26 protein-coding genes are annotated in these 26,967 nt (G+C 71.7%); 14 read left to right on the top strand and 12 right to left on the bottom strand.

All coding sequences use genetic code 11. The features are described 5' to 3' along the window. The first annotated feature begins 115 nt into the window (after nt 1-115). From GWK15_RS05315 to GWK15_RS05270, 10 genes are all read left to right on the top strand, one after another. Nucleotides 116-1,618: a TSCPD domain-containing protein gene (locus tag GWK15_RS05315; RefSeq protein WP_168039768.1), complete on the top strand. Its 1,503-nt coding sequence runs from the start codon at nt 116-118 to the stop codon at nt 1,616-1,618. A 158-nt stretch (nt 1,619-1,776) separates the two neighbouring features. Continuing rightward, complete coding sequence (locus tag GWK15_RS05310; protein ID WP_168039766.1) at nt 1,777-2,241, top strand: RidA family protein; 465 nt, start codon at nt 1,777-1,779, stop codon at nt 2,239-2,241. Nucleotides 2,242-2,537: 296 nt separating this feature from the next. Then, nucleotides 2,538-2,747 carry a hypothetical protein gene (locus tag GWK15_RS05305; RefSeq protein WP_168039764.1) on the top strand — a complete coding sequence of 70 codons (210 nt, stop codon included), beginning with the start codon at nt 2,538-2,540 and terminating at the stop codon, nt 2,745-2,747. Nucleotides 2,748-3,146: 399 nt separating this feature from the next. Next, the gene (locus tag GWK15_RS05300) at nt 3,147-3,356 is read left to right on the top strand and encodes a hypothetical protein (RefSeq protein ID WP_168039762.1); all 210 of its coding nucleotides are present in this window, start codon (nt 3,147-3,149) and stop codon (nt 3,354-3,356) included. A gap of 88 nt (nt 3,357-3,444) precedes the next feature. Continuing rightward, entirely contained in the window at nt 3,445-4,608 is a 1,164-nt protein-coding gene (locus tag GWK15_RS05295; protein ID WP_168039760.1) for a GNAT family N-acetyltransferase, read from the top strand. A 48-nt stretch (nt 4,609-4,656) separates the two neighbouring features. Next, nucleotides 4,657-5,535, top strand: a complete 879-nt coding sequence (locus GWK15_RS05290) for an EamA family transporter (protein WP_168039758.1) — start codon at nt 4,657-4,659, stop codon at nt 5,533-5,535. Then, complete coding sequence (locus tag GWK15_RS05285; protein ID WP_168039756.1) at nt 5,532-7,532, top strand: DNA/RNA helicase domain-containing protein; 2,001 nt, start codon at nt 5,532-5,534, stop codon at nt 7,530-7,532. The genes GWK15_RS05290 and GWK15_RS05285 overlap by 4 nt, the downstream gene beginning before the upstream one ends. 8 nt (nt 7,533-7,540) lie before the next feature. Further along, nucleotides 7,541-8,410 carry an endonuclease/exonuclease/phosphatase family protein gene (locus GWK15_RS05280; RefSeq protein WP_168039755.1) on the top strand — a complete coding sequence of 290 codons (870 nt, stop codon included), beginning with the start codon at nt 7,541-7,543 and terminating at the stop codon, nt 8,408-8,410. Then, nucleotides 8,410-9,648 carry an MFS transporter gene (locus tag GWK15_RS05275; RefSeq protein ID WP_168039753.1) on the top strand — a complete coding sequence of 413 codons (1,239 nt, stop codon included), beginning with the start codon at nt 8,410-8,412 and terminating at the stop codon, nt 9,646-9,648. The genes GWK15_RS05280 and GWK15_RS05275 overlap by 1 nt, the downstream gene beginning before the upstream one ends. After that, nucleotides 9,645-10,526: a polyphosphate kinase 2 family protein gene (locus tag GWK15_RS05270; RefSeq protein ID WP_168039751.1), complete on the top strand. Its 882-nt coding sequence runs from the start codon at nt 9,645-9,647 to the stop codon at nt 10,524-10,526. The genes GWK15_RS05275 and GWK15_RS05270 overlap by 4 nt, the downstream gene beginning before the upstream one ends. Here GWK15_RS05270 and GWK15_RS05265 read toward each other — a convergent pair. The 5 genes from GWK15_RS05265 to GWK15_RS05245 all read right to left on the bottom strand — a co-directional run bounded on the left by GWK15_RS05265 (nt 10,523) and on the right by GWK15_RS05245 (nt 15,096). Next, nucleotides 10,523-10,855 (bottom strand): carboxymuconolactone decarboxylase family protein, encoded by a 333-nt coding sequence (locus tag GWK15_RS05265; protein WP_168040274.1) that lies wholly within the window; start codon nt 10,853-10,855, stop codon nt 10,523-10,525. The genes GWK15_RS05270 and GWK15_RS05265 overlap by 4 nt on opposite strands. Before the next feature lie 47 nt (nt 10,856-10,902). Continuing rightward, nucleotides 10,903-11,535 (bottom strand): bifunctional nicotinamidase/pyrazinamidase, encoded by a 633-nt coding sequence (pncA, locus tag GWK15_RS05260; RefSeq protein ID WP_168039749.1) that lies wholly within the window; start codon nt 11,533-11,535, stop codon nt 10,903-10,905. Further along, entirely contained in the window at nt 11,532-13,883 is a 2,352-nt protein-coding gene (gene clpA, locus GWK15_RS05255) for an ATP-dependent Clp protease ATP-binding subunit ClpA (protein WP_168039747.1), read from the bottom strand. Before clpA ends, pncA begins: the two co-directional genes overlap by 4 nt. A 108-nt stretch (nt 13,884-13,991) precedes the next feature. Next, nucleotides 13,992-14,333: an ATP-dependent Clp protease adapter ClpS gene (gene clpS, locus GWK15_RS05250; protein ID WP_168039745.1), complete on the bottom strand. Its 342-nt coding sequence runs from the start codon at nt 14,331-14,333 to the stop codon at nt 13,992-13,994. A 265-nt stretch (nt 14,334-14,598) separates the two neighbouring features. Then, nucleotides 14,599-15,096 (bottom strand): phasin family protein, encoded by a 498-nt coding sequence (locus tag GWK15_RS05245; protein ID WP_168039743.1) that lies wholly within the window; start codon nt 15,094-15,096, stop codon nt 14,599-14,601. Nucleotides 15,097-15,445: 349 nt separating this feature from the next. On the opposite strand from GWK15_RS05245, the gene GWK15_RS05240 reads away from it, so the two are divergent. Both GWK15_RS05240 and GWK15_RS05235 read left to right on the top strand, forming a co-directional pair. Then, nucleotides 15,446-16,645 carry a D-alanyl-D-alanine carboxypeptidase family protein gene (locus tag GWK15_RS05240; protein WP_245211403.1) on the top strand — a complete coding sequence of 400 codons (1,200 nt, stop codon included), beginning with the start codon at nt 15,446-15,448 and terminating at the stop codon, nt 16,643-16,645. 145 nt (nt 16,646-16,790) lie between these two features. Further along, nucleotides 16,791-17,756: a Bug family tripartite tricarboxylate transporter substrate binding protein gene (locus GWK15_RS05235; protein ID WP_168039741.1), complete on the top strand. Its 966-nt coding sequence runs from the start codon at nt 16,791-16,793 to the stop codon at nt 17,754-17,756. 10 nt (nt 17,757-17,766) lie between these two features. Here the strand turns inward: GWK15_RS05235 and GWK15_RS05230 are convergent, their stop codons facing one another. The 3 genes from GWK15_RS05230 to galU are packed head-to-tail and all read right to left on the bottom strand — an operon-like array spanning nt 17,767 to nt 20,105. Further along, a complete protein-coding gene (locus tag GWK15_RS05230) occupies nt 17,767-18,267 on the bottom strand; it encodes a CAP domain-containing protein (protein WP_168039739.1) in 501 nt (166 codons plus the stop codon). A 58-nt stretch (nt 18,268-18,325) separates the two neighbouring features. After that, the gene (locus GWK15_RS05225; protein ID WP_209441994.1) at nt 18,326-19,240 is read right to left on the bottom strand and encodes a polysaccharide deacetylase family protein; all 915 of its coding nucleotides are present in this window, start codon (nt 19,238-19,240) and stop codon (nt 18,326-18,328) included. Further along, nucleotides 19,233-20,105, bottom strand: coding sequence for a UTP--glucose-1-phosphate uridylyltransferase GalU (galU, locus tag GWK15_RS05220; RefSeq protein ID WP_338147194.1), 873 nt, complete (start codon nt 20,103-20,105; stop codon nt 19,233-19,235). Before galU ends, GWK15_RS05225 begins: the two co-directional genes overlap by 8 nt. Nucleotides 20,106-20,256: 151 nt before the next feature. Here galU and GWK15_RS05215 point away from each other — a divergent pair, with 151 nt between their 5' ends. Beyond that, a complete protein-coding gene (locus GWK15_RS05215; protein ID WP_168039734.1) occupies nt 20,257-21,462 on the top strand; it encodes an MFS transporter in 1,206 nt (401 codons plus the stop codon). A gap of 4 nt (nt 21,463-21,466) precedes the next feature. Here GWK15_RS05215 and GWK15_RS05210 read toward each other — a convergent pair whose 3' ends face one another. Next, on the bottom strand, nt 21,467-21,994 hold the full coding sequence (locus tag GWK15_RS05210) for a hypothetical protein (RefSeq protein WP_168039727.1): 528 nt from the start codon (nt 21,992-21,994) through the stop codon (nt 21,467-21,469). A gap of 165 nt (nt 21,995-22,159) precedes the next feature. Here GWK15_RS05210 and GWK15_RS05205 point away from each other — a divergent pair, with 165 nt between their 5' ends. Continuing rightward, nucleotides 22,160-23,758 (top strand): peptide chain release factor 3, encoded by a 1,599-nt coding sequence (locus GWK15_RS05205; RefSeq protein ID WP_209442059.1) that lies wholly within the window; start codon nt 22,160-22,162, stop codon nt 23,756-23,758. Between the two features lie 25 nt (nt 23,759-23,783). On the opposite strand, the gene GWK15_RS05200 is transcribed toward GWK15_RS05205, so the two are convergent. From GWK15_RS05200 to GWK15_RS05190, 3 genes are all read right to left on the bottom strand, one after another. Beyond that, entirely contained in the window at nt 23,784-24,737 is a 954-nt protein-coding gene (locus tag GWK15_RS05200) for a LysR family transcriptional regulator (RefSeq protein WP_168039723.1), read from the bottom strand. 88 nt (nt 24,738-24,825) lie between these two features. After that, a complete protein-coding gene (locus GWK15_RS05195; protein ID WP_168039721.1) occupies nt 24,826-26,202 on the bottom strand; it encodes a serine/threonine protein kinase in 1,377 nt (458 codons plus the stop codon). A gap of 17 nt (nt 26,203-26,219) precedes the next feature. After that, nucleotides 26,220-26,963, bottom strand: coding sequence for a metallophosphoesterase family protein (locus tag GWK15_RS05190; protein WP_168039719.1), 744 nt, complete (start codon nt 26,961-26,963; stop codon nt 26,220-26,222). Nucleotides 26,964-26,967: the final 4 nt, after the last annotated feature.

Raw genomic sequence — 26,967 nt, 5'->3', positions numbered from 1 at the left:
ACAGCGCGGCGGCCGGCGCAAAGGACGGGCTATCCACAGGATATTGGGGGTCGCGAGTCGGTTTGGCACAAGATGCGGCTTCCGTAGGCCGCCGAGTCTCGCTAGCGTCCCGGCCATGGCAGGCATCCTCGGCACGATCTGGGATGGCGTGGCGCTCCGCCGGGAGCGGGTTGGCGCCGATCCCGACGCTCCCCCCCGTTCCGTCGCCCTTCCCGCGGCCTGGGAGGAGGGCGCCGCCGCGGCGCTCGCCGCCCTTGCGCCCGGCAGCGGCCCCGCGGCCCTGCCGACCGTCGCTGAGGGCTGGATCCGCCGCATCACCACCCGCGGGCGCCGGCTCGGTCTGCTCGACAGCCCGGAGGAGGCGGATGCGCTCGCCGACCGGCTGCGCGCGCTGCTGATCTCGCGCCGCGGCGCGCCGGGCATCGAGGTCTGGCGCGACCGCAAGGAGGACAGCCGCTTCGTCCTCAACCTGCCGGCCTTCCTCGAGGCCGATGGCGGCTTCGACGCCGCGGGCTATGTGGCCGCGGTCGCGACGGGGGTGCAGGTGCTCGACATCCTCGGCCAGGGCCGGGCGTCGCGGCTGCGCGTCGGCTTCGCCGACCTCGCCGGCCTGCTCGCCGCCTTCCGCCTGCCCTATGGCGGGGAGGAGGCGCAGGCCGTCGCCGCCGCCATCGCCGCGCTGACGCAGGGCGCGGCGGAGGCCGAGTCGGGACGCCTCGCGGCCCGTCATGGCGCCCTGCATCCCGTCGCGTTGATCTGGCCCGAGCCGCCCGCCGAAACCGCGGTGCCGGGGCTTGCCGCTGCCGCGCGCGCCGCGCTCGATGCCGCCGCGGCCTCGCCGGGGCTGCGCCACCAAGGTTGCGTCGCGCTCGCGCCCGCCGATGCGGTGGAAGCGCTGCTCGGGGCCGAGACCGCGGGCCTCGCGCCGGCTTCCGGCCCGCTGGTGCCGTCGCGCGACGAGGTCGGGCGCTACGTCCTGCGCCCGACCCGGGCCGCGGAGCGCGCCGGCGAGGACGCGCCGAACCTGCTGATGCCGCCGCCGCCGGAATCGCGCGCGGCGATGGAAGCGGCGGCGATGCCCTTCCTCGACGCCGCGCCGCCGGCGCCGGTCGCGATGCCGGCGCCGCCGCAGGCCCCGCGGCGCCCCGCACCCCGGCCGGTGGCGGCCGCCGCCGCGCGCACCTGGCGCGTCTCGGTCGCCGGCGCGCGGGTCGCGCTGCGCGCCACCGAGGACGATCGCGGCCGGCTGCGGGAGATCGCCTTCAGCCTGCCGCGCGAGGGCGCGCCGATGCGCGCGCTGCTCGAGGCCGTGGCGCAGGCGGTCTCGCTCGGCCTCGCACATGGGGTGCCGCTCGCGGCCTTCGTCGATGCCTATGCCTATGGGCCGGGCGCGGGCGGCCTGGTCGAAGGCGATGCGGCGATCCGCCGCGCGACCTCGGTGCTCGACTGGGTGTTCCGGCGGCTGGCGCTGGACTATCTCGGGCGCGGCGACCTGCCGGATCCGGCCGAGGAGGAGACCCTCGCCGCGCCGGCGCGGGCCGAGCCGCCGCTGCTGCCGCTCGACCTGCCGGCCCAGCCGGCGCCGCGGCGCGGACGGTCCTGGCGGCAGGCGGCGTAAAGCAGATCCCGGCCGGGTCGATCGACCCGATCGGGGCAAGCGGCCCGCAAGGACACCGTCCCTGGCGCCGCTTCGACAGCCGCGCGCCTGGGGGGCATGCTGCGACCAGGCCGCGCACCGGGGACGGTGGCGGCCGGCTTGCAACCAGGAGAGCCCCCATGGCCGGACGCATCGACCAGCGCCTCGCAGACCTCGGCATCACCCTTCCGACACCGGCGGCGCCGATCGCCAACTACGTGCCCTTCGTCGTCACCGGGAACCTCGTCGTCATCTCGGGGCAGATCCCGCTGGTCGATGGCAAGGTGGCCTTCACCGGCAAGGTGACCGAGGACATCACCCCCGATCGCGCGAAGGAGGCGGCGCGCGCCTGCTTCGTGAACCTGCTGGCGCAGCTGAAGGCCGCGACGGGGGATCTCGACCGGGTGAAGCGGGTGGTGCGGCTCGGCGGCTTCATCGCCGCGCCCGCGGCCTTCACCGGCCATGCGGCGGTGATGAACGGCGCGTCGGACCTGGCGGTCGAGGTGTTCGGCGATGCCGGTCGCCATGCGCGCACCACGATCGGCGTGCCGTCCCTGCCGGCCGATGCGGCCGTCGAGGTCGAGGGAATGTTCGAGATCGCCTGAGGGCGGAAAGCCCGGCCGGGGCCCTGGCGCCCCGGCAGGGCCGGCCGATACCTCCGGTGGCACGTTACCGTCTGTCCACACTTGCGCCGTTGCGCATGCGCATGGCCGGGATTTAATCTATTTGGCGAAAGACTCGGGTCAGCATCAACCGTAAGAAAAGTTTGCGCGCTTTTCGGTGATTTCGGTCACACCCCCGATTGGCGAATTCACGAATTTGTGAGTAGATGCTCCCGCCGGTCGCGCTCACGCCGGCCCGGCGATTCTACCGGGGGTTGTTGGCGAAGGGGGCTTACGCCATGGGTCTTGGTATCATTGCTATCCTGATCGGCCTGGGCGCGGCAGGTGCCGGCGCCTATCTCGGCTTCGCGACGCAGGGCGTCCCGGTCGCGCTGCCGGGGGCGCTGGCCGGCGCCAGCCCGGAGACCGTCGCGATCGTCATGCTGGTGTCCGGGGCGATCACGATCGTGCTCGGGGCCGTCAGCATCGTTCGCTCGAACGAATACTAGATCCTGGCGGGCGGGCGCCGGCGGCATCGCCCGTCGCGAGGCCCGTGCCGGTGGGCATCGTCGCCGTGGCCCCGCAGCCGCCCTGCCGATGACGGATCGCCACAGGCGAATATTGCACGCTTCGATTCGCCTGAAAGACTCCAGGCTTTGTGGGTCCTGGGCGCGGCTGGCCACCATCGGTAGTGCGTTGCATCAATCCCACAACTGCGCGAAATCCGACATCGTTACGCGCGCCTGACGCGAGGCGGGCGATCAAACTATTGCAAACTATGCTCGCGAAATGGTGATATCTGGCCAGTCGTCCTCGGGGACGGTTGAGATGCCGCCGAGCGCCATGCGCTGCGACGCTAACCTTTCCGGAACGATCTACCAGGGGTTGTTGGCGAGGGGGATTGCGCCATGGGTCTCGGAATCATCGCTCTAATCATCGGTTTGGGTGCGGCAGGGGCAGGCGCCTATGTCGGCTTCGCGACCAACGGGCTGCCGGTGGCGCTGCCAGGTTCGCTGGCGGGCGCGAGCCCGGAGGCCATCGCGATCGTGATGCTGATCTCGGGCGCCATCACCATGGTGCTCGGCGCGGCCAGCATCTTCCGCGCGAACGACTACTGACCCCGCCGCGGCGGGCCGGCCTTGGGGGAGGCCGCCTGCCGCGTCGCCGGAGGCTTGTCATGACGGGCGGGGGCGCGACATTGGGGAGATGCCCGATGGTCCCGCGCCCCTGTCGCTGACGCTGCACCGCCGCATCGCGGAGATCGACGCGGCGGAGTGGGATGCCTGCGCCGGCCCGGACAATCCCTTCGTCAGCCACGCCTTCCTCTCGGCGCTCGAGGACAGCGGCAGTGCCGTGCCCGAACGGGGCTGGCTGCCGCAGCACGCCGCCCTGCGGGACGAGGCCGGGACGCTGCTCGCCTGCGCGCCCTGCTACGCGAAGTCGCACTCCCAGGGCGAATACGTCTTCGACCATGGCTGGGCGGATGCGCTGGAACGCGCGGGCGGGCGCTATTATCCGAAGCTGCAAGTCGCCGTGCCCTTCAGCCCGGTGCCGGGGCCGCGGCTGCTGGTCCGTCCCGGTTCGGGGGTTCCGGCGGGCGCGCTCGGCCAGGCACTGGTGCAGGGCTGCACGGCGGTCGGCGCCTCCTCGGTCCACGTGACCTTCTGCACCGAGGCGGAGTGGACCGCGCTCGGCGAGGCGGGCTGGCTGCAGCGGCTCGGCACCCAGTTCCACTGGGAGAACCCGGGCTATGGCTGCTTCGACGACTTCCTCGGCGCGCTCGCGTCCCGCAAGCGCAAGGCGCTGCGGCGGGAACGACGGGACGTGGCGGCGAGCGGCCTGACGCTGCGCTGCCTGCGCGGGGCCGAGATCACCGATCGCCACTGGGATGCCTTCCACCGCTTCTATCGCAGCACGACGGACAAGAAGTGGGGGCGCAGCGCCTACCTCACGAAGCGCTTCTGGCCGATGCTCGGTGAAAGGCTGGGCGACGCTGTGGTGCTGATGGTCGCCGAGCGTGACGACGAGCCGGTCGCCGGCGCGCTGAACCTGGTGGGCCGGGATGCGATCTATGGCCGCAACTGGGGCGCGGTGGTCGACGTCCCGTTCCTGCACTTCGAGCTCTGCTATTACATGGCCATGGACTTCGCGATCGCGCACGGCATCGGTCGCGTCGAGGCCGGCGCCCAGGGTGAGCACAAGATCCAGCGCGGCTACCTGCCGGTGCCGACCTATTCGGCGCATTGGATCGCGCATCAGGGCCTGGCGCGGGCGGTGGAAGATTTCCTCGCGCGCGAGAGGCCGGCGATGCTGCGGGAGATGGAAATGCTCTCGACGCTGTCTCCCTTCCGGCAGGACGGCGAGGCCTGACCTCGGGCGCCATGGGCAGTCCCGCCACGGCGGGATAGGCTCGGGCGCGTGACGCTCGCCTATCTGCAGCTGGCCCTCGCGATGGTGTTGACCGGCGCCAACGTCGTCGTCGGCAAGCTGCTGGCCGAGGCGCTGCCCGTGCCGGTCGTCGTCTTCCTGCGCTGCGTGCTCGCCATGGCGGTGCTGTGGCCCTTGGCGCGGCGGCTGGATGGGCCGGTCGCCGTGCCACGAGCCGTGCTCGGAAACCTGGCGCTGCAGGCGCTGTTCGGCACCGCGCTCTACAACGCCGCGCTGCTGGCGGGGCTGCGGCTGACGACGGCGCTCGAGGGCGGGCTGGTGCTGGCGACACTGCCTGCGGTCGTCGCGATCGGTGGGGCGCTGTTGCTGCGCGAGAGGCTGCCGCGGCGCCAATGGGCGGCGGTGGCGCTGGCCGGTGGCGGCATGGCCGCGATCACCGTGGCGCGGGCGGCGGGCGGGGCGGATGGCTCGGCCTTCGGCAACCTGCTGATCTTCTGCGGCGTGCTGGGGGAGGCGGCCTACATGCTGCTCGCCCGCCGCATCGCCGGCCGCGTGCCGGTGATCACCGCGAGCTTCTGGATGCAGGCCTTCTCGGCGCTGGTGCTGGCACCCTTCGCGCTGCCCTGGGCCGGCGAGGTCGCGGCGCTGGCCGAACCGAGGATCGGCGGGCTGCTCGTCTTCCACGCCGTGACGGCGAGCGTGCTGTCCCTGCTGTTCTGGTACGCGGGGATGAAGCGCGTGCCAGCGGGGATGGCGGGTATCTTCACGGTCTTCCTGCCGGGCACGGCGGCGCTGGTCGCGGTCACCCTGCTGGGCGAGGCCTTCACCGCTGTGCATGCGGCGGGTTTCGCGTTGATGATGGGCAGCGTGGCGGTGGCGACCTGGCCGCGGCGAGGGGGAAGCGCGTGAGAGCCTGGTTCGCCTGCACCGGCGCGGAACTCCTCGCGCGCGATCCGGCGGATACGGTGGGGCGCCTTGCTTCTGCGCAGCAGGCGCGCGGATTCCCGGGCACGCCGGACCAGGAATTCGCCTGGCATCGGCAGGTCGCGGCGCTGCGCAGCGCGGTGGCGGGCGCCGGCGGCGCGGCCTGGACGATCGTGCTCGAATACGAGCTGCTGCGCCTGGAAAAGCGCATCGACGCGGTGGTGCTGACCGACCGCGCCATCGTCGCCATCGAGTTCAAATCCGGCGCGCCGAGCAATGCCGGCCGGGCCGAGGCCGAGGACTACGCGCTCGACCTGCGCGATTTCCATGCGGGCAGCCGCCGCCATTCGATCGTGCCGGTACTGGTGGCCGCGGAAGCGGCGTTCGCGCCGCCGATGCAGCCCTGGCTGCTGCCGCCCAATCCGACCGAGCCGCTTGTCTGCGGCCATGGCAGCCTGGCGGAGGCGCTGCGCTGGGTGCAGGCCGAATTGCCGCCCGCGGCGACGCCGCTGGCCGGGGCGGATTGGCTCGCGGCCGCGTATCGGCCGGTGCCGAGCATCGTCGAGGCGGCGACCATGCTCTACGCCCGCAACGGCGTCGCCGACATCGCGACCGCGCGGGCCGACGCGCCGAACCTGACGCGCACCGCGCGCGCCATCGCGCGCGCCGTCGCCGCGGCGCAGGCCGAGGGCGGCAAGCGCGTCGTTTTCGTCACCGGCATTCCTGGGGCGGGCAAGACCCTGTGCGGGCTGAACGCGGTCTTCGCGCCGGAGGCCGGCGGGCGCAGCGCCTTCCTCACCGGCAATGTCCCGCTGGTGACGGTGCTGCGCGCGGCGCTGGCGCAGGATGCGGTGGACCGGCGCGAATGCAGCCGCCCCGAAGCCGAGCGTCGCGTGAAGGAGCGGCTGCAGAACGTGCACCGCTTCCTCGAGGACAACGCGACCGATCCGCAGCGTCGTGCACCACCCGACCGGCTGATCGTCTTCGATGAGGCGCAGCGCGCCTGGGACGAGGCGAAGGCGCGGATCGGCACGCAGAACAAGCGGTCCCTCCTGACCATGAGCGAGCCGGCCCATACGCTCGAGATCATGGGCCGGCACGAGGGCTGGGCCGTGATCGTGGCGCTGATCGGCAATGGGCAGGAGATCAACACCGGCGAGGCCGGGCTGCGCGAGTGGGGGCGCGTGATCGCGGCATCGGGCGGGCGTTGGCGTGCCGTCGCCGCGGGGCGGGTGGTGGCCGCGCGCGATCCCGTGCAGCGCCTGGCCGATGGTGCGGCGCCCTGGCTGACCATCGATGAGGATCTCGACCTGACCGTTCCCGTGCGCAGCGTGCGGGAAAGCAATGGCGCGGCCTGGGTCGACGCGCTGTTGCGCGGTGAGATCCTGGAGGCCCGCGCCATCGCGGATGCCGGCGCGCTGCCCTTCCTGCTGACGCGCGACCTCGATGCGCTGCGTGATGGGCTGCGGCGCTTCGCGCGGGGACGGCGGCGGGCGGGGATCGTGGCATCGGCCGGGGCGAAGCGGTTGCGGGGCGAGGGGCTCGGCGTGCAACTGGACGATGTCGCCGACTGGTTCCTGAGGCGCTGGCCGGATGTGCGCGGATCGGAAGCGCTCGAGACCTTTGCGACGGAATACGACTGCCAGGGGCTGGAACTCGACGTCGCTGGCCTGGCCTGGGGCGGCGACCTGCTGTGGTCGCGCAACGGATGGCGTACCCGGCGCTTCGTCGGACATGCCTGGCAGGAACGGACCAAGGATGCGCACTACGTCATCAACAAGTACCGCGTGCTGATGACCCGCGCGCGCTACGAGACGATCCTGTGGGTGCCGCGCGGCAGCCTTCGCGAGGACCCTTCTTACGACGCCACGCGGGATGCGGCGGAGATGGACGCGCTGGCCGACCTGCTCCTCGCCTGCGGCGTCCGGCCGCTCGAGCCGGCGCCGGCCCCCGCGCGCATCGCGGCCGCGACGCTGCTATGACTGCCGCCATGCGCCCCCTGCTGATCGCCCTGTGCCTGCTGTTCGCCCTGCCGCTCCAGGCCGCGGAACTGAAGATCGCGTCGTGGAACATCGCCTGGCTGACCACCAAGCCTACGGGGCATCCCGACCTGCCGCGAGACCTCGCGCCACGGCAGGACCGCGACTTCGCGCGGCTGCGCGCCTATGCCGATCGGCTCGCCGCCGATGTCGTCGCGATCCAGGAGGTGGACGGGCCGCTCGCCGCCGCGCGGGTGTTCGACGCGACGCGCTACGAGTTCCACTTCCCCGACGAGACCGACACGCAGCGCGCCGGCTTCGCCTGGCGGCGCGGGCTGAACGTGACGCGCAATCCGGACGTCTCGGCGCTCGACCTGGTGCCCAATGCGCGACGGTCGCTGCGGCGCGGCGCCGACATCACGGTGCGCAGCGGCGAGGGGCCGCCGATCCGGCTGCTGTCCATCCACCTCGATGGCGGCTGCGCCTGGCAATCGGTGCGGCAGCCCAATTCGCGCGACTGCCAGAACCTGGGCCGCCAGGCGGAGATCCTGCGCGACTGGATCGCCGCGCGCCGGCGGGAGGGGATCGCCTTCGCCATCCTGGGCGACTTCAACCGGCGTATCGAGCGCAACGACGATTTCCTGACCGTGCTGGCCGAGGCGGCGCCGCTGACGCGGGCGACGGAGGGCTTCTCCAATCCCTGCTGGGCCAGGGATGGGCAATCGCGAGGCTTCGTCGATCACATCCTGATCGGCGGTCCGGCGCGGGACTGGCTGGTGCGCGACAGCTTCCGCGTCCTCGTCTACGCCGAGCGCGATCCTGCCCTGCGCGACATCATCTCGGACCACTGCCCGATCAGCGTGAGGATCGATTCGCGCTGATGGCCGATGGTTCGCCGGGCTTCGCCCGCATCACCCTGCCGCTCGCGGCGATCAACTTCCTCAACCAGGCGAACCGCGCGCTGGTGGCGACGATCGGGCCGCTGCTCGCGCTGGAATTCGGGCTGTCCGCGGCGGAGCTCGGGCTGCTCGCGGCCTGCTTCTTCGGGGCTTATGCGCTGGCGCAGCTGCCGATCGGCGTCGCCCTCGACCTGCATGGACCGCGCAAGGTGCAGAGCGTGCTCGCGCTCGTCTCCATGGCTGGCTTTGTCGTCAGCGCGCTGGCGCCCGACGTGCTGGTGCTGGCGCTCGGGCGCGTGATCTGCGGCTTTGGCCTCGCCGCCGGACTGATGGCGATGTTGAAGTCGAACACGCAGTGGTACCCGAAGGAACGCGTCGCGGCGGTGACGGGGGCGGGGCTGTTCATCGCCGGTCTCGGCGGGATGAGCGCGACGGTGCCGGTGCAATGGGCGCTGCCGCTGCTCGGCTGGCGCGGCATCTTCGTGCTGCTCGCGGTCCTCGCGGTCTGCGGGTCGGTGTGGATCCGGCTCATGGTGCCCGACCGCCCGCCGCATGTCGTCCGCCCCGAACGGCGCAGCCTGGTGCGCGAGATAGGGGAGTTCGGCCGCATCTTCAGCGACCGCGCCTTCCTGCGCTTCCTGCCCGCGGTGATGGTGCTGTCCGCGCTGAACTTCACCTTCCAGGGCCTCTGGGCCGGACCCTGGCTGCGCGACGTGGGCGGGATGGCGGACGGGCCGCGCGCGGTCGCGCTGCTGATCTATGCGCTGGGGCTGGTGACAGGCAGCCTCGCCACCGGCCAGGCGGCGTCCTTTGCGCAGGCGCGCGGGTTCTCCCCGATGTTCGTGCCCTATATCGGCATCGCGGGGGTGCTGGCGGCGCAGGCGGTGCTGGTGACGGGACCGCAGGGATACTGGGTCATCGCCGCGACCTGGTTCTGCTTTTCCTTCTGCGGGTCGGTCGGCGTGTCCGGCTATGCCGCGATGGGGCAGGGCTTCCCGCCGGAACTGCAGGGGCGCGTCGCAACCGCGATCAACTTCGCGATGCTGGTGCTGGTCTTCGCGCTGCAGACCGGGATCGGGGCGATCCTCGACCTCTGGCCGCGCACGGCGAGCGGCGGCTGGGATCCGGCCGGCTACGCCGTGGCGCTGTCGGTCACCTTCCTGTTGCAGGCGGGTGCCGCGCTGTGGATCGTGGTGGCACCACGGGGGAGGGCCGCATGATCACCAAGGCGACGGAGAAGATGCTCGACCGCTTCCGCGTCACCCAGGGCAAGGGCTTCCGGCTCAAGAATTTCGACCCCGGCGACACCGGCGGGCTCGACGTGCAGAAGGACCACGCGGCGGACCTGCTGCAGCGCGGCGTGGAGCGGCTCGCGGAGCTGCAGGACATGCTCTACGCGCAGGACCGCTGGTCCGTGCTGTGCATCTTCCAGGCGATGGACGCGGCGGGGAAGGACGGCGTCATCAAGCACGTCTTCTCCGGCGTGAACCCGCAGGGCTGCCAGGTGCATTCCTTCAAGGCGCCGACGCCGGTCGACCTCGACCATGACTTCCTGTGGCGCCATTCGACCGCGCTGCCGGAGCGCGGGCGCATCGGCATCCACAACCGGTCCTGGTACGAGGAAGTGCTGGTGGTGCGCGTGCATCCCGATTTCCTCGCCGGCCAGAAACTGCCGCCGCGTGTCGTCGGCAAGAATATCTGGGAGGAGCGGCTCGAGGACATCGCGGCCTATGAGCGCTACCTCTCGCGCCAGGGCACGGTGGTGCTGAAGTTCTTTCTCAACGTCAGCCGGGAGGAACAGAAGCGCCGCTTCCTCTCCCGCATCGACGAACCGGAGAAGAACTGGAAGTTCTCGGCCAACGACGTGGCCGAGCGGGCGCATTGGGACGCCTACATGACGGCGTATGAGGCCGCGATCCGCGGCACCGCGGGCCGGCACGCGCCGTGGTTCGTCGTGCCGGCTGATGCGAAGTGGTTCACGCGCCTGGTGGTCGTCGCCGCCATCGTCGAGGCGCTGGAGGGGTTGGACCTCCATTACCCCAAGGTGACAAAGGCGCAGAAGGCGGCGCTGGAGGTGGCGCGGAAGGCGCTGGTCTAGGCCTCGTTCGCCCGGTCCAGCGCATGCAGCGCGTAGGTGAAGGCAGCACCCGCATTCAGGGCGATGGACACGCCGAGCGCCTCGGCGATTTCTTCCTTCGACGCCCCCGCGATCATCGCCTTGCGGACATGCGCATCCAGGCAGCCTTCGCAGCGTGTCGTGATGGCGACGGCGAGCGAGATGAGCTCGCGTGTCTTGGCGTCGAGGTGCTGCGTCTTGGCCGCGCCGTTGTTCAGCGCGACGAAGCCCTTGACGATTTCCGGATGCAGTTGCCCGAGTTCCTTGCCGCGTTCGCGCAGCGTGGCGGAATAGGCGGGCCAGTCCTTGATCGCGCTCATGGCGTTCTCCCCTGCCGTGCCGGCGCGGGATGGCGCCGTCAGGCGGCCAGGATATCCGCCGATGCCAGGCGCCGCACCCCCGCGGCCGTCATCTCGGACCAGGCGCGCGCGAGGCTGCCTTCGAGGTCGATGGCGCGGCAGGCTTCCTCGATCACCGCGGCGGCGAAGCCGAAGCGCCGCGCATCCAGCGCGGTCCAGGCGACGCAGAAATCCGTCGCGAGGCCGCAGACATGCACCTCCGTCACGCCGCGGGAGGTGAGCCAGCCGTCGAGCCCGGTGCGCGTCGCGCGATCGGCCTCGAGCAGGGCGGAATAGGAATCGACGGCGCGGTGGCTGCCCTTGCGCAGGATGGTCTGCGCGCGGCTGACGTCGAGGTCCGCGTGGAGCGCCGCGCCCTCGCTGCCCATCACGCAATGGTCCGGCCACAGCACCTGCGGGCCGTAGGGCATCTCGACCGTGTCGAAGATCGTCCGGCCGGGATGCTGCGAGGCGAACGAAGCGTGGTCCGCCGGATGCCAGTCCTGCGTCGCCACGATGGTCTCGTAGCGCGGCAGGATGGCGTTGATCAGCGGGACGACATGCTCCCCGTGCGGAACGGAGAGCCTGCCGCCCGAGCAGAAATCATTCTGCACGTCCACGACGAGCAGCGCCGTCGTGGACGGCAGCCTCATTCGGCGGTCTCGGGCTCGCGCTCGGGATCGCCTTCGCCGCCTTCCTCGGGCTTGGGCAGCGCCGGGGGCGCGGCTTCCACCACGTCGAAGGTCAGCGCGCCGTCCTTGAGCCCCACCTTCACCGCCCCACCCTTCACGAGCTTGCCGAAGAGCAGCTCCTCGGCGAGCGGCTTCTTCACATGCTCCTGGATGACGCGGGCGAGGGGGCGCGCGCCGTAGAGCGGGTCGTAGCCCTTCTCGGCGAGCCATTCCTTCGCGGCGGAGGAGAGCTCGATCGTCACGTTGCGGTCGGCGAGCTGTGCCTCGAGCTGCATGACGAACTTTTCGACGACGCGGCCGACGATCTCGGGCGTCAGGCCCGAGAAGGGCACCGTCGCATCGAGCCGGTTGCGGAACTCCGGCGTGAACATCCGCTGGATCGCCTCGGTGTCCTCGCCGACGCGCGCCGAGCGTTCGAAGCCGATCGCCGGCTTCGCCATGTCGGACGCGCCCGCATTGGTCGTCATGATCAGGATGACGTTGCGGAAGTCGACGGTCTTGCCGTTGTGGTCCGTCAGCTTCCCGTGGTCCATCACCTGCAGCAGGATGTTGTAGAGATCCTGGTGCGCCTTCTCGATCTCATCGAGCAGGAGCACGGCGTGCGGGTGTTGGTCGATCGCATCCGTCAGCAGGCCGCCCTGGTCGAAGCCGACATAGCCCGGGGGCGCGCCGATCAGGCGGGAGACGCTGTGGCGCTCCATGTACTCGGACATGTCGAAGCGGATCAGCTCGATGCCGAGGGTCTTGGCGAGCTGCTTCGCCACCTCGGTCTTGCCGACGCCGGTCGGGCCCGAGAACAGGTAGTTGCCGATCGGCTTCTCCGGGTCGCGCAGGCCGGCGCGGGCGAGCTTGATCGCGGCCGACAGCGCGTCGATCGCCTTGTCCTGGCCGAACACCATGGCCTTGAGGTCGCGCTCGAGCGTGCGCAGCTGCTCGCGGTCGTCGGTCGAGACCGACTTCGGCGGGATGCGCGCGATCTTCGCGACGATGTCCTCCACGTCCTTCAGCGTGACCGTCTTCCGCCGCTTGCCCTCGGGCAGCAGCATGCGCGACGCGCCGACCTCGTCGATCACGTCGATCGCCTTGTCGGGCAGCTTGCGGTCGTGGATGTACTTGGCCGACAGCTCCACCGCCGCGCGGATGGCTTCCGGCGTGTAGCGGACCTTGTGGTGCTTCTCGTAGTTGGTCTTGAGGCCCTGCAGGATCTTCACCGCATCCTCGACCGACGGCTCGTTGACGTCGATCTTCTGGAAGCGACGGACCAGCGCGCGGTCCTTCTCGAAGTAGTTGCGGTATTCCTTGTAGGTGGTCGACCCGATGCAGCGCAGCGTGCCCTGGGCGAGCGCCGGCTTCAGCAGGTTCGACGCATCCATCGCGCCGCCCGAGGTGGCGCCGGCGCCGATCACGGTGTGGATCTCGTCGATGAAGAGGATCGAGCCGGCCTGGTTCTCCAGCTCCTGCACGACCGCCTTCAGCCGTTCCTCGAAATCGCCGCGGTAGCGCGTGCCGGCAAGCAGGCTGCCCATGTCGAGCGCATAGATGGTCGACTTGAGCAGCACCTCGGGCACGTCGCCCTCGATGATGCGCTTGGCCAGGCCTTCCGCGATCGCGGTCTTGCCCACGCCCGGGTCGCCCACATAGAGCGGGTTGTTCTTGGTGCGGCGGCAGAGGATCTGGATGGTGCGCTCGATCTCGGAGTCGCGCCCGATCAGCGGGTCGATCTTGCCCTGCTGCGCCTTCTTGTTGAGGTTGACGCAGTAGTTCGACAGCGCGTCCTGGCCGCGGCCGCCGCGGGGCTTGTCGTCCTTCTCCTGGTTCTCCTCGCCGCTGTTCGATCCGGTCGAACCCTGCACCGGGCGCGGCTGCGAGCGCCCCGGCGCCTTGGCGATGCCGTGGGAGATGAAGTTCACCGCGTCGAGCCGCGTCATGTCCTGCAGCTGCAGGAAATAGACCGCGTGCGATTCGCGCTCGCTGAACAGGGCGACGAGGACATTGGCCCCCGTCACCTCGTCGCGGCCGGAGGACTGCACATGGATCGCGGCGCGCTGGACGACGCGCTGGAAGCCGGCGGTCGGCTTCGGATCGCCGCCGCGCTCGGTCACCAGCCCCGCGAGGTCCTTGTCGAGGAACTCGGTCAGGTCGCGCTTGAGCCTGTCGAGGTCGACGCCGCAGGCGCGCAGCACGGTGGCCGCGTCCTGGTCGTCACCCAGCGCAAGCAGCAGGTGTTCGAGAGTGGCGTATTCGTGACGCCGTTCACTGGCCAGGGCCAATGCCCGGTGGAGCGTCTGCTCGAGGTTGCGGGACAGCATGTCAGTGACGCTCCCCTGTAGGTGGTGCGGACGCCTCGTTGGGCCGCTGCGCCACCGGAGTTCCAGTCGTGATGTGGGCCTCCCCCTGGGGTTCTGCGACCCCCGCCCCTATTCCTTCTCGATCGTGCACTGAAGCGGGTGCTGGTTCTGGCGGGCCAGGTCCATCACCTGCGTCACCTTGGTCTCTGCGACCTCGTAGGTGAAGACGCCGCAGACGCCGACGCCGCGACGATGGACGTGCAGCATGATGCGCGTCGCCTCCTCGCGGTTCTTCTGGAAGAAGCGTTCGAGGACGTGCACGACGAATTCCATCGGCGTGTAGTCGTCGTTCAGCATCAACACCTTGTACATGGCCGGCTTCTTGGTGCGCGGCCGGGCCTTGACGACGACCCCCGTCTGGGAGCCGTCACCGCCCTGTCCGCCGCCGGTACGCTTGTCCTGGTCGCTCATGGCCGCACTAGGTGGTTTCCCTCGACGCGGCCGGCAACAGGCGGCGCCGCATGACAGGATATCGGAGCGCGCGGCCCGAGGTGAAGGGCCGAGCGAAATCCTTGCGCAGATTGTGGCCCCGCACCGTTACCGCCCCCCTGACGCGAAAGGGCCCGGCCCGGGCCGCCGCCCTGAGGCAGCGACCCGGAACCGGGCCCATCGTCGGCCGCCCCGCCCGTTGGGGGAGGGGGGAGTAGGCGGAGGCGGCCGGTCGTCCCGTGCGGGATCAGGCCGCGAGCGGCTTGGTGATCTTCTCGACCGCGATCGTCATGCGGGCGGAGAGCGGGGCCACGGTCTGCTCGGTCAGCTTGAAGACGGCTTCCTGGAACTTCGCGGACTCGGCGACCGCCTTCTCCATCGCGGTCTTGGCGAACTTCGCCTGGATCTCGGCGGCCTCGTTCAGGCTCTTCACGCCGGCGAGGGCCTTCGCACCCTCGAGCGACTGGTCGGTGAAGCCCTGCGCGAGCGCCATCGCCTGGCGGGCGAGGTCCTGCGTGCCGACGGCCCAGGTCTGGGCGGCCTTCGTGAAGGCCTCGAGGTTGCCACGGCCGAACTCGGCGGCGTCCTCGGCGGCCTTCATGAGGCCTTCGGCCCCCTTCGTGATCTGTTCCATGCTCTTCTCCATCGTGGCGCGCGCCTGCGCCGTACCTTCGGTCATCATCTTCTGCGCCTGGGCGGCACCCTCGGCGGCGATCTTCTTCACGTCAGCCTTGGCTTCGGCCATGTCCGTATCCCTTTCGTCAGTGACGACGGGTGCCGGATTGGCCCCGTCCCGCTTGATCGATCCGGGCTTCCGGACCGCTTTGCTGCGCTGCAACATGATGGCCGTGTATCCAATTCGAAGACCCCGCCGCAAGAACTTTTTTGCACTGCACCATGGAAATCTTCCGCCCTTGGGTCGGGACGGGGGCGGGTCAAATCATCGAGTGCAGCAACTGGGGCCTCTAAGCCATTGCCGGAAAAGGGTATGGCCCGGTCGTTTCGGCTGGACGCCGCCTTGCCCACGCCCTTATCCTGTGCCCAGAAAGGGGGGCGGGCACGCGGGGGCGTGCCGCGCCGGAGGGTGATTCAGCATGATTCCAGACCGCGCCGAGACGCCGGCGATGCGGCTCAGCCGCACCATCGGGGCGACGCTGGCCTGCCTGTTCTCGCTGTTCGCCTGGCTGCTGCCCACCCCGGCCGCCGCACAGATCGGTTCCGACCGCTACTCCGCGATCGTGATGGATGCACGCAACGGGAATGTCCTGATCGCCGCCAATGCGGACGAGGAACGCTACCCCGCCTCGCTGACCAAGATGATGACCCTCTACATGCTGTTCGAGGCGCTGCGCGAAGGCCGCGTGCAGCTCAACACCCCGATCCGCATGAGCGAGGAGGCGGCCTCCCGCCCGCCCTCCAAGCTCGGCCTGCCGCCGGGCATGACGCTGACCGCCGAGCAGGCGATCCTCGCCCTGGTGACCAAGAGCGCCAACGACGTCGCCGCCGCGGTCGGCGAGCACCTGGCCGGCAGCGAGGACCGCTTCGCCCAGCTGATGACGATGCGCGCGCGCTCGATCGGCATGACGCGCACCACCTTCCGCAACGCCTCGGGCCTGCCGGACCAGGAAAACACGACGACGGCCCGCGACATGGCGACGCTGGGCCTGCGGCTGATCCGCGACTTCCCCGACCGCTACCGCTACTTCAGCACGGTGCACTTCGCCTGGGGGCGGCAGATGATCCGCAACCACAACCGCATGGTCGGCGACTACGAAGGCGCGGACGGCATCAAGACCGGCTACATCCGGGCCTCCGGCTTCAACATCGTCACCTCGGCCCAGCGCGACGGCGTGCGGCTGGTGGGCGTGACCATGGGCGGTTCCTCCTGGGTCGAGCGCGACCGGCACATGGGCGCGCTGCTCGACCAGGGCTTCGCGCAGCTTGGCGTGGCGCCGCGGCCGCCTTCCTCGGTGATGGCGGCGGTCGGCGCGGTGGGCGCGGCGCGCGCTGCCTCCGCGGGTGGGCGCGCCGTCGCGACGCGCAACGCGGCGACGCAGCAGCGGGTCGGGCCCGGCCGGGGCACCACCGCCGCGGCCGCCGCGCGGCGGGCCGTCGCACCGCGCACCGCGACAACGACGCGCCCGGCACCGACGGTGCAGCGCACCTCGGCGCGCACGACGGCCACGAATGCAGCGCGCATCGAGCAGGGCAGCCGGGCGGCGCCGGTTTCCGCCGGCCGCGGAAGCCTGCCGGCGCCGGTGCGGCGGACCACGACGACCCAGGCCTCCCGCTAAGGGTGCCGCCCGTTCCAGGCGTGGCACGAGGCTTGCGATCCTGACCTTCCGGTAATCACGCCGCGCGGCGCGACCCCCGCAATGCCTCCGCCATGGGCGCAGGCTGCGCGGATGGGCGGGCCGGCGCCACCGGAAAGGGCAGTCCATGCTGCGTCGCCGCCTTCTTCTCGCTGCCCCAGCCGTGCTGGCGGCGCCTGCCGTCCAGGCCCAGGGTGCCTGGCCGAGCCGGCCGGTGCGCATCATCAACCCCTACGCGCCGGGCGGGACCTCGGACATCGTGGTGCGGTTCCTCGCCGTCGGGCTGGAACGCACCTTCGGCCAGCCCTTCATCGTGGAGAACCGGCCCGGGGCGGGCGGCGCCGTGGGGACGGCGCAGGTCGCGGCCGCCGCGCCGGACGGCTACACGCTGCTGGTGACGAATACCGGGCCGCTCGCGGTCTCGGTCAGCATGACGCCGCCGCCGGCCTACGACCCGCAGCGGTCCTTCGCCTACATCACCATGTTCGGCGGCGCGCCGATCCTCTGCGCGGTGAAGGGCGAGGGGCCGATCCGGACCATGGCCGACTACAAGGCGGCCGCCGCGCGCGGGCGGGATGCGGTGTCATTCGGGTCTTCCGGCGTCGGGTCGGTCGGGCACCTGGCGGGAATGCTGTGGGCGCAGGAAGCCGGCGTCGAGCTGCTGCACGTCCCCTTCCGCGGCGCGGCGGATGCCGAGCAGTCGATCATCGGCAACAGCACCACCTCCCTGTGGAACACGGTCGGCGCGCATACCGGCGGCCTGCAGGGCGGCAGCATCCGCGGCCTCGCGGTGACGAGCGAGGCGCGCATCTCCTCTGTCCCCACGGTGCCGACGATCGTCGAGGCCGGCTTCCCGGGCTCGGTCGCATCGAACTGGTTCCTGCTGGCGGGCCCGGCGGGGCTGTCCGCCGAGATCGTCGGCCGGCTGCGGACGCATCTGAGCACCGCGATGGCCGAGCCCGCGGCGCGCGAGCGCTGGGCGAATATCGGCATGGTGGCGCTGGGCGACCCGACGCCGTCGGAGATCGCCGGCTTCGTCGCGCGCGAGGCGGCGCGCTGGGCGCCGGTCGTCCGCGCGGCCGGTCCGGCCTGAGGCGTCCCGCTCAGCGCGGGGCGGCGAGCACCAGGGTCCAGAACAGCCGCGGCATGTTGCCCGGCATCATGCCCGGGGCGCCGGCATAGCCGACGCCCACCTGGGTGACATCGTCGGCCAGCATGTTGTCGCGGTGCCCGGGGCTGGTGATCCAGCCGTGCATCACCTCGGGCACGCCCATGTAGCCGGCGCCGACATTCTCCCGGTAGGAGCGCCAGCGATAGCCCGCGCGGCTGATCCGTGCGCCGGGGTCGCTGCCGTCGCTGCCCGCATGCGACATGCGGCCCCAGCGCAGCATGTCGAGCGAATGCGCCGTCGCCGCCTGGGTCAGGCGCGCATCGAGGCCGAGCGCCGGGCGGCGCTGGCTGGCGCGGAAGGCATTCACCTCCCGCAGGACGGCCTGCTGCAGCCATGCCTCCGTGGCCGAGGCAGGCTGCGCGAGGCCCGTGAGGCAAGCGCCCGCGCCGGCGAGCAGCGCGCGCCGTGAGACTCGAAGATCCGATCCACCCATGGGCCTCACGAAGCCGAGCGCAGGTGCACGCCGCAACGCACGATCGCGCTACCGGCCCTCAGCCGGAACGAGCCAGCCAATGCCGCGCGATGTCCATCCGCCGCGCCACCCAGACCGCCTCACCGGCGCGCGCGACATGGTCGAGGAACTGCTCGAGCCCGGCGATGCGCCCCGGCCGGCCGATGGTGCGCAGGTGCAGCCCGACCGACATCATCCGCCCGCCTTCCTGCATCAGCCGATCGAAGGCGGCGATGCAGTAGCGGGAGAAGTCCTCGGCATGGTTGAAGCCCGCGCCGGGGCGGAAGCGCATGTCGTTGGTGTCGAAGGCGTAGGGCAGGACGACATGCGGCCGCCCCGCGCCGGGCACCAGGCGCGGCAGGTCGTCGTCGTAGCAGTCGGAATCGTAGAGGAAGCCGCCCTCCTCGATCAGCAGCCGCCGCGTGTTCACCGAGGAGGCCGACTTGGTGTGCCAGCCGACCGGCCGCGCGCCGGCATGCTCGGCGAGCGTCGCGACGGTCTTCGCGATCACCGCCCGCTCGGTCGCTTCCTCCATGCCGGCATGCATTTCCCACCGCCAGCCATGGGCGCTGACCTCGTGGCCGCGCGCGGCGGGGGCGGCGGCGAGCGCCGGGGTGTGCGCGACGGCGCGGCCGCAGGAGGAGAAGGTCGCCTTGGCGCCATAGGCGTCGAGCACGCCGAGCACGCGCCACAGCCCGACGCGCGCGCCGTAGGCGAAGTGGCTTTCCATGCAGGGATCCGGCGCGCCCTGGATCAGCTGGCCGGATTCCGGGATGGCTTCGTTGCGCTCGTCGCCGGAGGCGACCGACAGTTCCGCGCCTTCCTCGACATTCACCACGATCGAGAGCGCGAGGCGCGCGCCGCCGGGCCATTGGGGGTCCGGCGGCGTCGGCCCATAGCCGGCCAGGTCGCGGGCGGGGTCGGGCATGCCGCCCGGCAGGCGGGGTTCAGCCATAGGCCTTGAGGATCGCCCGCATCGCGGGCGCGAGGTCCGGGCGGCGCAGCGCGAAGGCGACCTGCGCCTCGAGGAAGCCGGCCTTGTCGCCGCAATCGAAGCGGCGGCCCTGGTAGCGCAGGCCGTGAAAGGGCTGGGTGCCGATCAGCTTGGCCATGGAATCGGTCAGCTGCACCTCGCCGCCCGCGCCCTTCTCGAGCCGCGCGAGGAAGCCCATCACCTCGGGCATCAGGACGTAGCGGCCGATGATGGTGAGGTTCGACGGCGCCTTGTCGACCGGCGGCTTCTCGACCAGCCCCTTCACCGAGACGAGCCGCCCCTTGTCCTCCGCGACGTCGAGCACGCCGTAGCGGTTCACCCGCTCGCGCGGCACTTCCTCGATGGCGACGACGCTGCCGCCGGTCTCCTGGTAGGCATCGGCGAGCTGCTGCATGCAGGGCACGTCGCAGAGCATCAGGTCGTCGGGCAGCAGGATGGCGAAGGGGTCCTCGCCGACGAAGGACCGCGCGCACCAGATCGCGTGACCGAGGCCGAGGGGCACCTGCTGGCGCACGGTGACGATCGCGCCGGGCGTCATGGTCTGGGCGCGCAGCGCCTCGAGCTCGGCGGCCTTGTTGCGTTCCTCGAGCGTGCGCTCGAGCTCGAAGGCCACGTCAAAATGCTCGACGATCGCGGTCTTGCCGCGGCCGGTGATAAAGCAGAACTGCTCGATGCCGGCGGCGCGCGCTTCCTCGACCGCGTACTGGATCAGGGGCTTGTCGACCACCGGCAGCATTTCCTTCGCCATCGCCTTGGTGGCGGGCAGGAAACGGGTGCCGAGGCCGGCAACGGGCAGGACGGCCTTCTTGAGCGGCTTCAGGGGCACGGTTGGCGAATCCTCGTGACAGTCGTCGCAGCATACGAAGCACGGCTTGAAGACGCGAATAGGGCGGCGTTGCCATGCCGGCGCAACGGGCGGAAGGCGGGCCGGGCGGGCGGCGTGGCACTGGGCGGGCCGTAACGACGGAGCCCGTCCCATGACAAACCCCCTTCATCGCCTGGCCGCCGCCGCCTTCGGGCTGCATGCGGCCGACCAGTTCGCCATGGCGGCGCTGCCGCTGACGGCGGTGCTCGCCTTCGGGGCGGGGCCGGGGCTGGTGGGCGCGCTGCTCGCGGCCCAGGCGGCGGCCTGGCTCGCCTTCTCCCTGCCGGCGGGGCTGCTGGTCGACCGAGTTGGCCGGGTGCGGCTGCTGGTGGCGGCGACGGTCGCGGCCGCGACGGGCAGCGCGCTCGCCCTGCCGGCGGCGGCCGGTGGCGGGGCGGCGATGCTGGGGGCTGCGGCCTTCGTTGCCTCCTGCGGCACCGTGCTGTTCGTGCTGACGGCGGGCTCGCTGGTTCCGGACTTCGCGACGCGGGAGGGGTTGGCCGGGGCCAATGCGCGGCTCGAGCTGGCGCGGGCGGCGGCGAGCCTCGGGGCACCGCCGCTGGTGGGCGCGCTGGCCGGGGCGGGCTGGGCGGTCGCGGCCTATGGGCTGGCGCTGGCGGCGGCGGGGATTGCGGTGGTCGCGGCGCGCGGGCTGCCGGCGCGGGCTTCGGCGCGCCCGGCGGCGCGGGCGCCGATGCGGGCGCAACTGATGGAAGGCGCGCGCTTCGTCCTCGGGCACCCGCTGCTGCGGGGGATCTTCGGCTGCGCCCTGGCGTGGAATTTCGGCTTCTTCGCGCTGCTGGCGGTGTTGGTGCCCTTCGCCCTGGGGCCGCTGGGGCTGGATCCGGCGCGGCTGGGCCTGGCGCAGGCGGGCTATGGCGCGGGGATGATCCTGGGCGCGACGATCGCGGCCACGTTGCAGCGGCGGCTCGGCCCGAACGCCGTCCTGCTGGCCGGGCCGGGATTGTCGGTGGCGACGCCGCTGCTGCTGCTCGGCGCGCCGTCCGGCGGCGTGGTGCTGCCCTTCGCGGCCATGCTGCTGGTCGGCTTCGGGCCGATGATGTGGCTGATCTGCCAGACCGGCATCCGGCAGATCGTGACGCCGCCGGCGATGCTTGGCCGCGCGGGGGCGGTGCTGCAGGTGGCGATCTACGGGGTGCGGCCGCTGGGCGCGCTCGCCGGCGGGACGCTGGCTGCGGCAGGCGGCCCGGCGGCGGGGATGTGGCTGGTCGCGGCGGCCTTCGCGGCGTCCTTCCTGGTCGCCGCGCTGTCGGACCTGGCGCGGCTGCGGAACCTTCCGGCCGCCGCGCCGGCCTGAGGCACTACTTCCGCCCGGTCGCGCCGCGCCCGCGGCCCGGCCCGTCGGAGGGATCGGCGTCGGTCAGCCCCGAGGGCGGGCGCCCGCGCCCGCGGCCGGGCCCGTCCGAGGGATCCGAATCCGTGACGCCCGAGGGCGGCCGGCCGCGCCCCCGCCCCGGGCCGTCCGAGGGATCCGAATCGGTCACGCCCGAGGAGGCGCGGCCCCGGCCCCGGCCCGGACCATCGGAGGGATCCGAATCCGTGACGCCCGACGGCGGGCGCCCGCGCCCACGGCCCGGGCCGTCGGAGGGGTCGGCATCCGTGACGCCGGTGCCGCCGCGCGCCCCACGCCCGCGCCCGGGCCCGTCATTCGGGTCGGAATCGGTCAGGCCGCTGCGGCCGCGGCCCGGCGCGTCGTTGGGGTCGGAATCGCTGCGGCCGGACTGCGCCTCGGCCGGGGCGGCGACGGCCACCGCGCCGGCGGCCGGCGCGCTGACGATCAGCAGGCGGCGACCGAGCCGCTTCGGCTTGTCGGGCGTCTCGTCGGACATGGCGGGCCTTCCCCTCGGGCACATGTTTGGTTGCGCTGCCGGTTATGGAGGCCCGGGCCGAATCGCCGCAAGCACCGCCCGCATTGCAATACGGTCATGATCCGGCGGCCCGCCGCCGCGATTCCCCGCGCGGCCAATTTCGACTAGGGTCCGCCCACCATGGACATGCCCCTGAACGCGGACCCCCGCGTGGCTGCGGAAGCCGCGCGGCGCCGCTCCTTCGCCATCATCGCCCACCCCGACGCCGGCAAGACCACGCTGACGGAGAAACTCCTGCTCAAGGGCGGGGCGATCCAGCTCGCGGGCCAGGTGCGCGCCAAGGGCAATGCGCGGCGCACGCGCTCGGACTGGATGAAGATCGAGCAGGAGCGCGGCATCTCGGTCGCCACCTCGGTCATGACCTTCGAAAAGGACGGGACGGTCTTCAACCTGCTCGACACGCCGGGCCACGAGGACTTTTCCGAGGACACCTACCGCACGCTCACGGCCGTCGACGCGGCGGTGATGGTGCTCGACGCCGCGAAGGGCATCGAGAGCCAGACCCGCAAGCTGTTCGAGGTGTGCCGCCTGCGCGACATCCCGATCATCACCTTCGTCAACAAGATGGACCGCGAGGGGCGCGACCCCTTCGACCTGCTCGACGAGATCGAGAAGACGCTCGCGCTCGAAGCCAGCCCCGTCGCCTGGCCGGTGGGGCAGGGGGCGGATCTGCGCGGGGTCTACGACATCCTGCATCCGTCCCTGCGCATGGTGGACAGCGACGAGATCATCCCGCTCACCGGCCTCGACGATCCGACCATCGAGGCGCGGGTGCCCGGCGACCGTGCCGCGACGCTGCGCGAGCAGGCGGAACTCGCATCCGGCGCCTGCGCGGAATTCGACCTGGCGAAGTTCCTCGAGGGCTCGCTGACGCCCGTCTATTTCGGATCGGCGCTGCGCGACTTCGGCGTGGCGCATCTGCTCGAAGGCCTCGCGCGCTTCGCCCCGCCGCCGCGCGCGCGCCCGGCGGATGTGCGCACCGTGCGGCCGGAGGAGCCGAAGCTGTCGGGCTTCGTCTTCAAGATCCAGGCGAACATGGACCCGCAGCACCGCGACCGCGTCGCCTTCTTGCGCATCTGCTCCGGCCGGCTCGAGAAGGGGATGCGCCTGCGCCAGGTCCGCACCGGCAAGCTGGTGCCGGTCAACGCGCCGCTGTTCTTCTTCGCCAAGGACCGCCAGGTGGCCGAGGAGGCCTGGCCCGGCGACGTCGTCGGCATCGCGACGCATGGCGGCATCCGCATCGGCGACACGCTGACCGAGGGCGATCCGCTGAACTTCCAGGGCGTGCCCTCCTTCGCGCCGGAGCATCTGCGCCGCGTGCGGCTCGACGACCCGATGCTGGCGAAGAAGCTGCGCAAGGCGCTGGACGAGCTGGCGGATGAAGGCGTCGTGCAGCTGTTCCGGCCGCTCGACGGGTCGCAGCCGATCGTCGGCGTGGTGGGCCTGCTGCAGCTCGACGTGCTGCAGTCCCGGCTGCGCGTGGAATACAGCGTGCCCGCGTCGTTCGAGGCAGCGCCCTGGACCACGATGCGCTGGATGGCGTCCGAGGATCGCGGCGCCATCGAACGCTTCGCCGCTGCCAACAAGATGGACATGGCGCAGGACCATGACGACGAGCAGGTGGCCTTCTTCACCTCCGACTGGCGCCGCCGGCGCGCGGAGGAGGAATTCCCGATGATCCGCTTCCTGCCGGTGCGCGAGCAGCACGGACTCGCGGCGGCCTGACCGGGAGGGACGCCGCCCCCTCCGCCTACTTCGGCGACGTCGCCTCCGTCAGCAGCCCGGCCTCCACCGCCGCCGCCTGCATCTCGCGGTGGACCAGCGCCCGCAGCCAGGTGTGGCCCGCGTCGCGCCGCCGCCCTTCGTGCCAGACGATCCAGATCGGGATGCGGATCGCCGGGCCGGGCACCGGCACGATGATCATGCGGAACTGCTCCTCCGCGATCCGCGCCATGCTTTTCGGCAGCACGCCCAGGTAGTCGGTGCGCCCGATCACGAAGGGGACCTCGAGGTATTCGCTGACCGTGAGGCGGCTCTCGGCCATCAGCTCCCACAGCTTGCCCGACAGCGCCCTGGGCCGGCGTTCGGGCGCGCGGCGATGGCAGCGGACGAATTCCTCCTGCGCGAGGTCCCGCCAACCCATGCCGGGGCGCGCGCGCGGATGCCCTTCCCGTGCGGCGATCACCAGGCTGTCGTCGAACAGGCGGCGGTTCACGAAGCGGTCGTCCTCCGCCGGGATCCAGTCCACGGCGCAGTCGAGCAGCCCTTCGCGCATCAGCGCCGGGGCGTCGTCGGCCAGGGTGCGGGTGTCGAAGCGCAGCGCGACGCCGGGCGCCACGGCGCGGGCGGCGTCGCGAATTCGCAGCGCGAAGGCGGGGCCGAGGGGATGTGGGATCGCGATCTCGAAGCGCCGCGTGCTGGTCGTGGGATCGAAGCCGCGGGCTTCCTCGACCGAATGGCGCAGGGCGTCCAGCGCCTGGTGGATGTCGGGAAAGATGCGGTTGGCGACCGGCGTCGGGGTCATGCCGATCGGGGCGCGGAGGAACAATTCGTCGCGGCAGGCCTCGCGCAGCCGGGCGAGGGCGTGGCTGGTCGCCGACTGGCTCAGGCCGAGCCGCTGCCCGGCGCGGGAGACCGAGCGCGTCTCGTGCAGCGCCTCGAAGACGAGGAGCAGGTTCAGGTCCAGGCCGCGCAGCGACGTCATCCGGCAATCCTTGGCGGCAGCGGCGGGTCCGGCATGCCGTTGCGGCAACGATTTGGACCCGAAGCGGCCCGGCGATCAAGCGCCGCGCTCAATCCGTGCGGCGGGACCGCACGACCGTGACGCTGCAGGGCGCCTCGGCCGCGACGCGGCCCGAGACGCTGCCGAGCAGCCGTCGCGTCAGGCTGCTTTCCCGGGCGCCGAGCACCACATGGTCGACGCGGTTCGACCGCGCATAGTCGATGATGGCGTCGGCGACGTCGCTGCCTTCCAGGACGTGGAAGGTCGCCCGCCCTTCCGCGATGCCGAGCGGCCGGGCCCAGTGCTGCAGTTCCACCAGCCGCTGCACGTGCCGGTTGCGCCCCTGGTCGTCGAGCGTGCTGTCGATCGACAGGAGCGTCGTCTTGAGGACGTTCAGGCAGGCAAGCCGCGCGCCCGGACGGCTGGCGAGCATCTTGTAGGCCTGGTTGCGCAGCGCCGCGGCGAGGTCCTCGGTCATCTGGGTGAAGTCGAGCGCGATGGCGACGATCGGCGCGGACTGGACCTGGCGGGCGGTGGCGAAGGCGCGCGGCTGGATGGCGTCGCGGCGCAGGCGCCGGCGCAGCACGGTCAGGAAGCCGTCGCGGCGCGTCTTCTCCGCCCGTTCGGTCAGCGCGATCTGGCTGGGGTTCCGCAGTTCGAAGGCGAGTTGCGCCGCAGTCGGGTAGCGCGCATCGGGCTGCACCTCGAGGCAGCGGAGGATCACCTCCTGCAGCCAGGGCGGGATGTTCGACCGGCGGCGCCGCGGCGGCACCGGGTCCCTCCAAAGCCGGCGCTTCACCCCGCTGAGGTGCTGCGGTTCCCCGAAGGGCAGGTCGGCGGTCGCCAGCTGGTACATCAGCGCGCCAAGCGAGAAGATGTCGCTGCGCGGGTCGTTGCGGATGCCCAGCGCCTGCTCCGGCGCCATGTAGGGCACGGTGCCGTAGGGCAGGCGGAACTCCTCCGCCATCAGGTCCGGCAGGCGTTCGTGGTGCGCGAGGCCGTAATCGACCATCACCGCCTCGCCGGTCTCGCGGAAGATGATGTTGGCCGGCTTCACGTCGAGATGGACGACGTGCTGGTGATGCAGGGCGTCGAGCGCATCGGCGACCGCCGCGCCGATGCGTGCGACCTCCTCCGCCGGCAGCGGCACGTCGCGCAGCCGGATCGAGAGGGCGGGCCCGGGAACGCGCTCCATGACGATGAAGGGATCGGCCTCGAAGCCGCCGAGGGCGATGAAGCGGGGCACATGCACGCCGGCAAGGCGCGGCATGATCATCTGCTCCATCTCGAAGGAGACGATCGCGGCCGGATCCTCGCCCTCGCGCAGCCGAGGCACCTTCATCAGCATGGGCAGGTCGTGGTCGGGGTGGGTCACGCGGTACAGCACCGCCATGCCGCCCTCGTGCAGGACTTCGTGGACCGTGAAGCCGCCGACCTCGCGCGTCATCGGCCGGGCCTCGCCGGTCAGCGACCGACGAAGAGCCGCTCGGCGAGGCCGGGCGGCAGGCCCGCGACGCGGATCTTCGCTGCGGCGGTGGCGACGTCGTAGGGCACACGCAGCCAGGTCACCTGCATCGGATGCGTGTCGATGATGGCGTAGCAGGCGGCGGGATTGCCATCCCGCGGCTGCCCGACGGCGCCGAGCACGCCAAGCCAGCGCCGCCCGCGCGTCAGCGGCACGGGCGCATCCTCGACCGGGCGGAAGGCGATCAGCTTGCCGGTGTCGCCAAGGCTGTAGAGCGCCGGGCGGTGGACATGGCCGCAGATCGTCGCATGCGCCGTCGTCGCCTGCAGGCTGCGGTTGGCACTCTCGGAATCCGTCACGTAGCGCCACTTGGCCGGCGCCGAGGGATCGGCATGGACGAAGAGGCAGCCTTCCTCCTCGATCGTCAGCGGCAGGCCGCCGAGGAAGCGGCGATGCGTCTCGCTCAGCTTGGCGCGAGTCCAGGAGATGGCGGCCGCGGCGGAATCGTTCATGCCGGTCGCGCCGGTGCCGATCGCGGCCTCGTCATGGTTGCCGAGCAGGGCGAGGCCGCCGCGCCCCATCTCCTCCATGGCAAGGTCGAGCACCGCGCCAGGATCGGCGCCGTAGCCCACCAGGTCGCCGAGCAGCACGATGCGGTCCGCCCCGCGCGCCCTCGCATGGTCCAGGCAGGCCCGGAAGGCCTCCAGGTTGGCGTGGACGTCGGCGAGGACGGCAAAGCGCATGGCC

It is taken from the genome of Neoroseomonas oryzicola, from assembly GCF_012163135.1.
GTDB lineage: Bacteria > Pseudomonadota > Alphaproteobacteria > Acetobacterales > Acetobacteraceae > Neoroseomonas > Neoroseomonas oryzicola.
This window is presented reverse-complemented; position numbering and strand designations above follow the sequence as displayed.

Bases quoted from the DNA above. Each gene is read 5' to 3' on its own strand.
- GWK15_RS05235 (WP_168039741.1), top strand. From the start codon at position 16,791: ATGCTGCGTCGCCGCCTTCTTCTCGCTGCCCCAGCCGTGCTGGCGGCG.
- GWK15_RS05190 (WP_168039719.1), bottom strand. From the start codon at position 26,963: ATGCGCTTTGCCGTCCTCGCCGACGTCCACGCCAACCTGGAGGCCTTC.
- GWK15_RS05300 (WP_168039762.1), top strand. From the start codon at position 3,147: ATGGGTCTCGGAATCATCGCTCTAATCATCGGTTTGGGTGCGGCAGGG.
- GWK15_RS05210 (WP_168039727.1), bottom strand. From the start codon at position 21,994: ATGTCCGACGAGACGCCCGACAAGCCGAAGCGGCTCGGTCGCCGCCTG.
- GWK15_RS05245 (WP_168039743.1), bottom strand. From the start codon at position 15,096: ATGGCCGAAGCCAAGGCTGACGTGAAGAAGATCGCCGCCGAGGGTGCC.
- GWK15_RS05280 (WP_168039755.1), top strand. From the start codon at position 7,541: ATGCGCCCCCTGCTGATCGCCCTGTGCCTGCTGTTCGCCCTGCCGCTC.
- GWK15_RS05270 (WP_168039751.1), top strand. From the start codon at position 9,645: ATGATCACCAAGGCGACGGAGAAGATGCTCGACCGCTTCCGCGTCACC.
- GWK15_RS05295 (WP_168039760.1), top strand. From the start codon at position 3,445: ATGCCCGATGGTCCCGCGCCCCTGTCGCTGACGCTGCACCGCCGCATC.
- GWK15_RS05230 (WP_168039739.1), bottom strand. From the start codon at position 18,267: ATGGGTGGATCGGATCTTCGAGTCTCACGGCGCGCGCTGCTCGCCGGC.
- GWK15_RS05205 (WP_209442059.1), top strand. From the start codon at position 22,160: ATGCCCCTGAACGCGGACCCCCGCGTGGCTGCGGAAGCCGCGCGGCGC.
- GWK15_RS05240 (WP_245211403.1), top strand. From the start codon at position 15,446: ATGATTCCAGACCGCGCCGAGACGCCGGCGATGCGGCTCAGCCGCACC.
- GWK15_RS05315 (WP_168039768.1), top strand. From the start codon at position 116: ATGGCAGGCATCCTCGGCACGATCTGGGATGGCGTGGCGCTCCGCCGG.
- clpA (WP_168039747.1), bottom strand. From the start codon at position 13,883: ATGCTGTCCCGCAACCTCGAGCAGACGCTCCACCGGGCATTGGCCCTG.
- clpS (WP_168039745.1), bottom strand. From the start codon at position 14,333: ATGAGCGACCAGGACAAGCGTACCGGCGGCGGACAGGGCGGTGACGGC.
- GWK15_RS05195 (WP_168039721.1), bottom strand. From the start codon at position 26,202: ATGACGCGCGAGGTCGGCGGCTTCACGGTCCACGAAGTCCTGCACGAG.
- GWK15_RS05215 (WP_168039734.1), top strand. From the start codon at position 20,257: ATGACAAACCCCCTTCATCGCCTGGCCGCCGCCGCCTTCGGGCTGCAT.
- GWK15_RS05305 (WP_168039764.1), top strand. From the start codon at position 2,538: ATGGGTCTTGGTATCATTGCTATCCTGATCGGCCTGGGCGCGGCAGGT.
- GWK15_RS05310 (WP_168039766.1), top strand. From the start codon at position 1,777: ATGGCCGGACGCATCGACCAGCGCCTCGCAGACCTCGGCATCACCCTT.
- GWK15_RS05225 (WP_209441994.1), bottom strand. From the start codon at position 19,240: ATGGCTGAACCCCGCCTGCCGGGCGGCATGCCCGACCCCGCCCGCGAC.
- GWK15_RS05200 (WP_168039723.1), bottom strand. From the start codon at position 24,737: ATGACGTCGCTGCGCGGCCTGGACCTGAACCTGCTCCTCGTCTTCGAG.
- GWK15_RS05275 (WP_168039753.1), top strand. From the start codon at position 8,410: ATGGCCGATGGTTCGCCGGGCTTCGCCCGCATCACCCTGCCGCTCGCG.
- pncA (WP_168039749.1), bottom strand. From the start codon at position 11,535: ATGAGGCTGCCGTCCACGACGGCGCTGCTCGTCGTGGACGTGCAGAAT.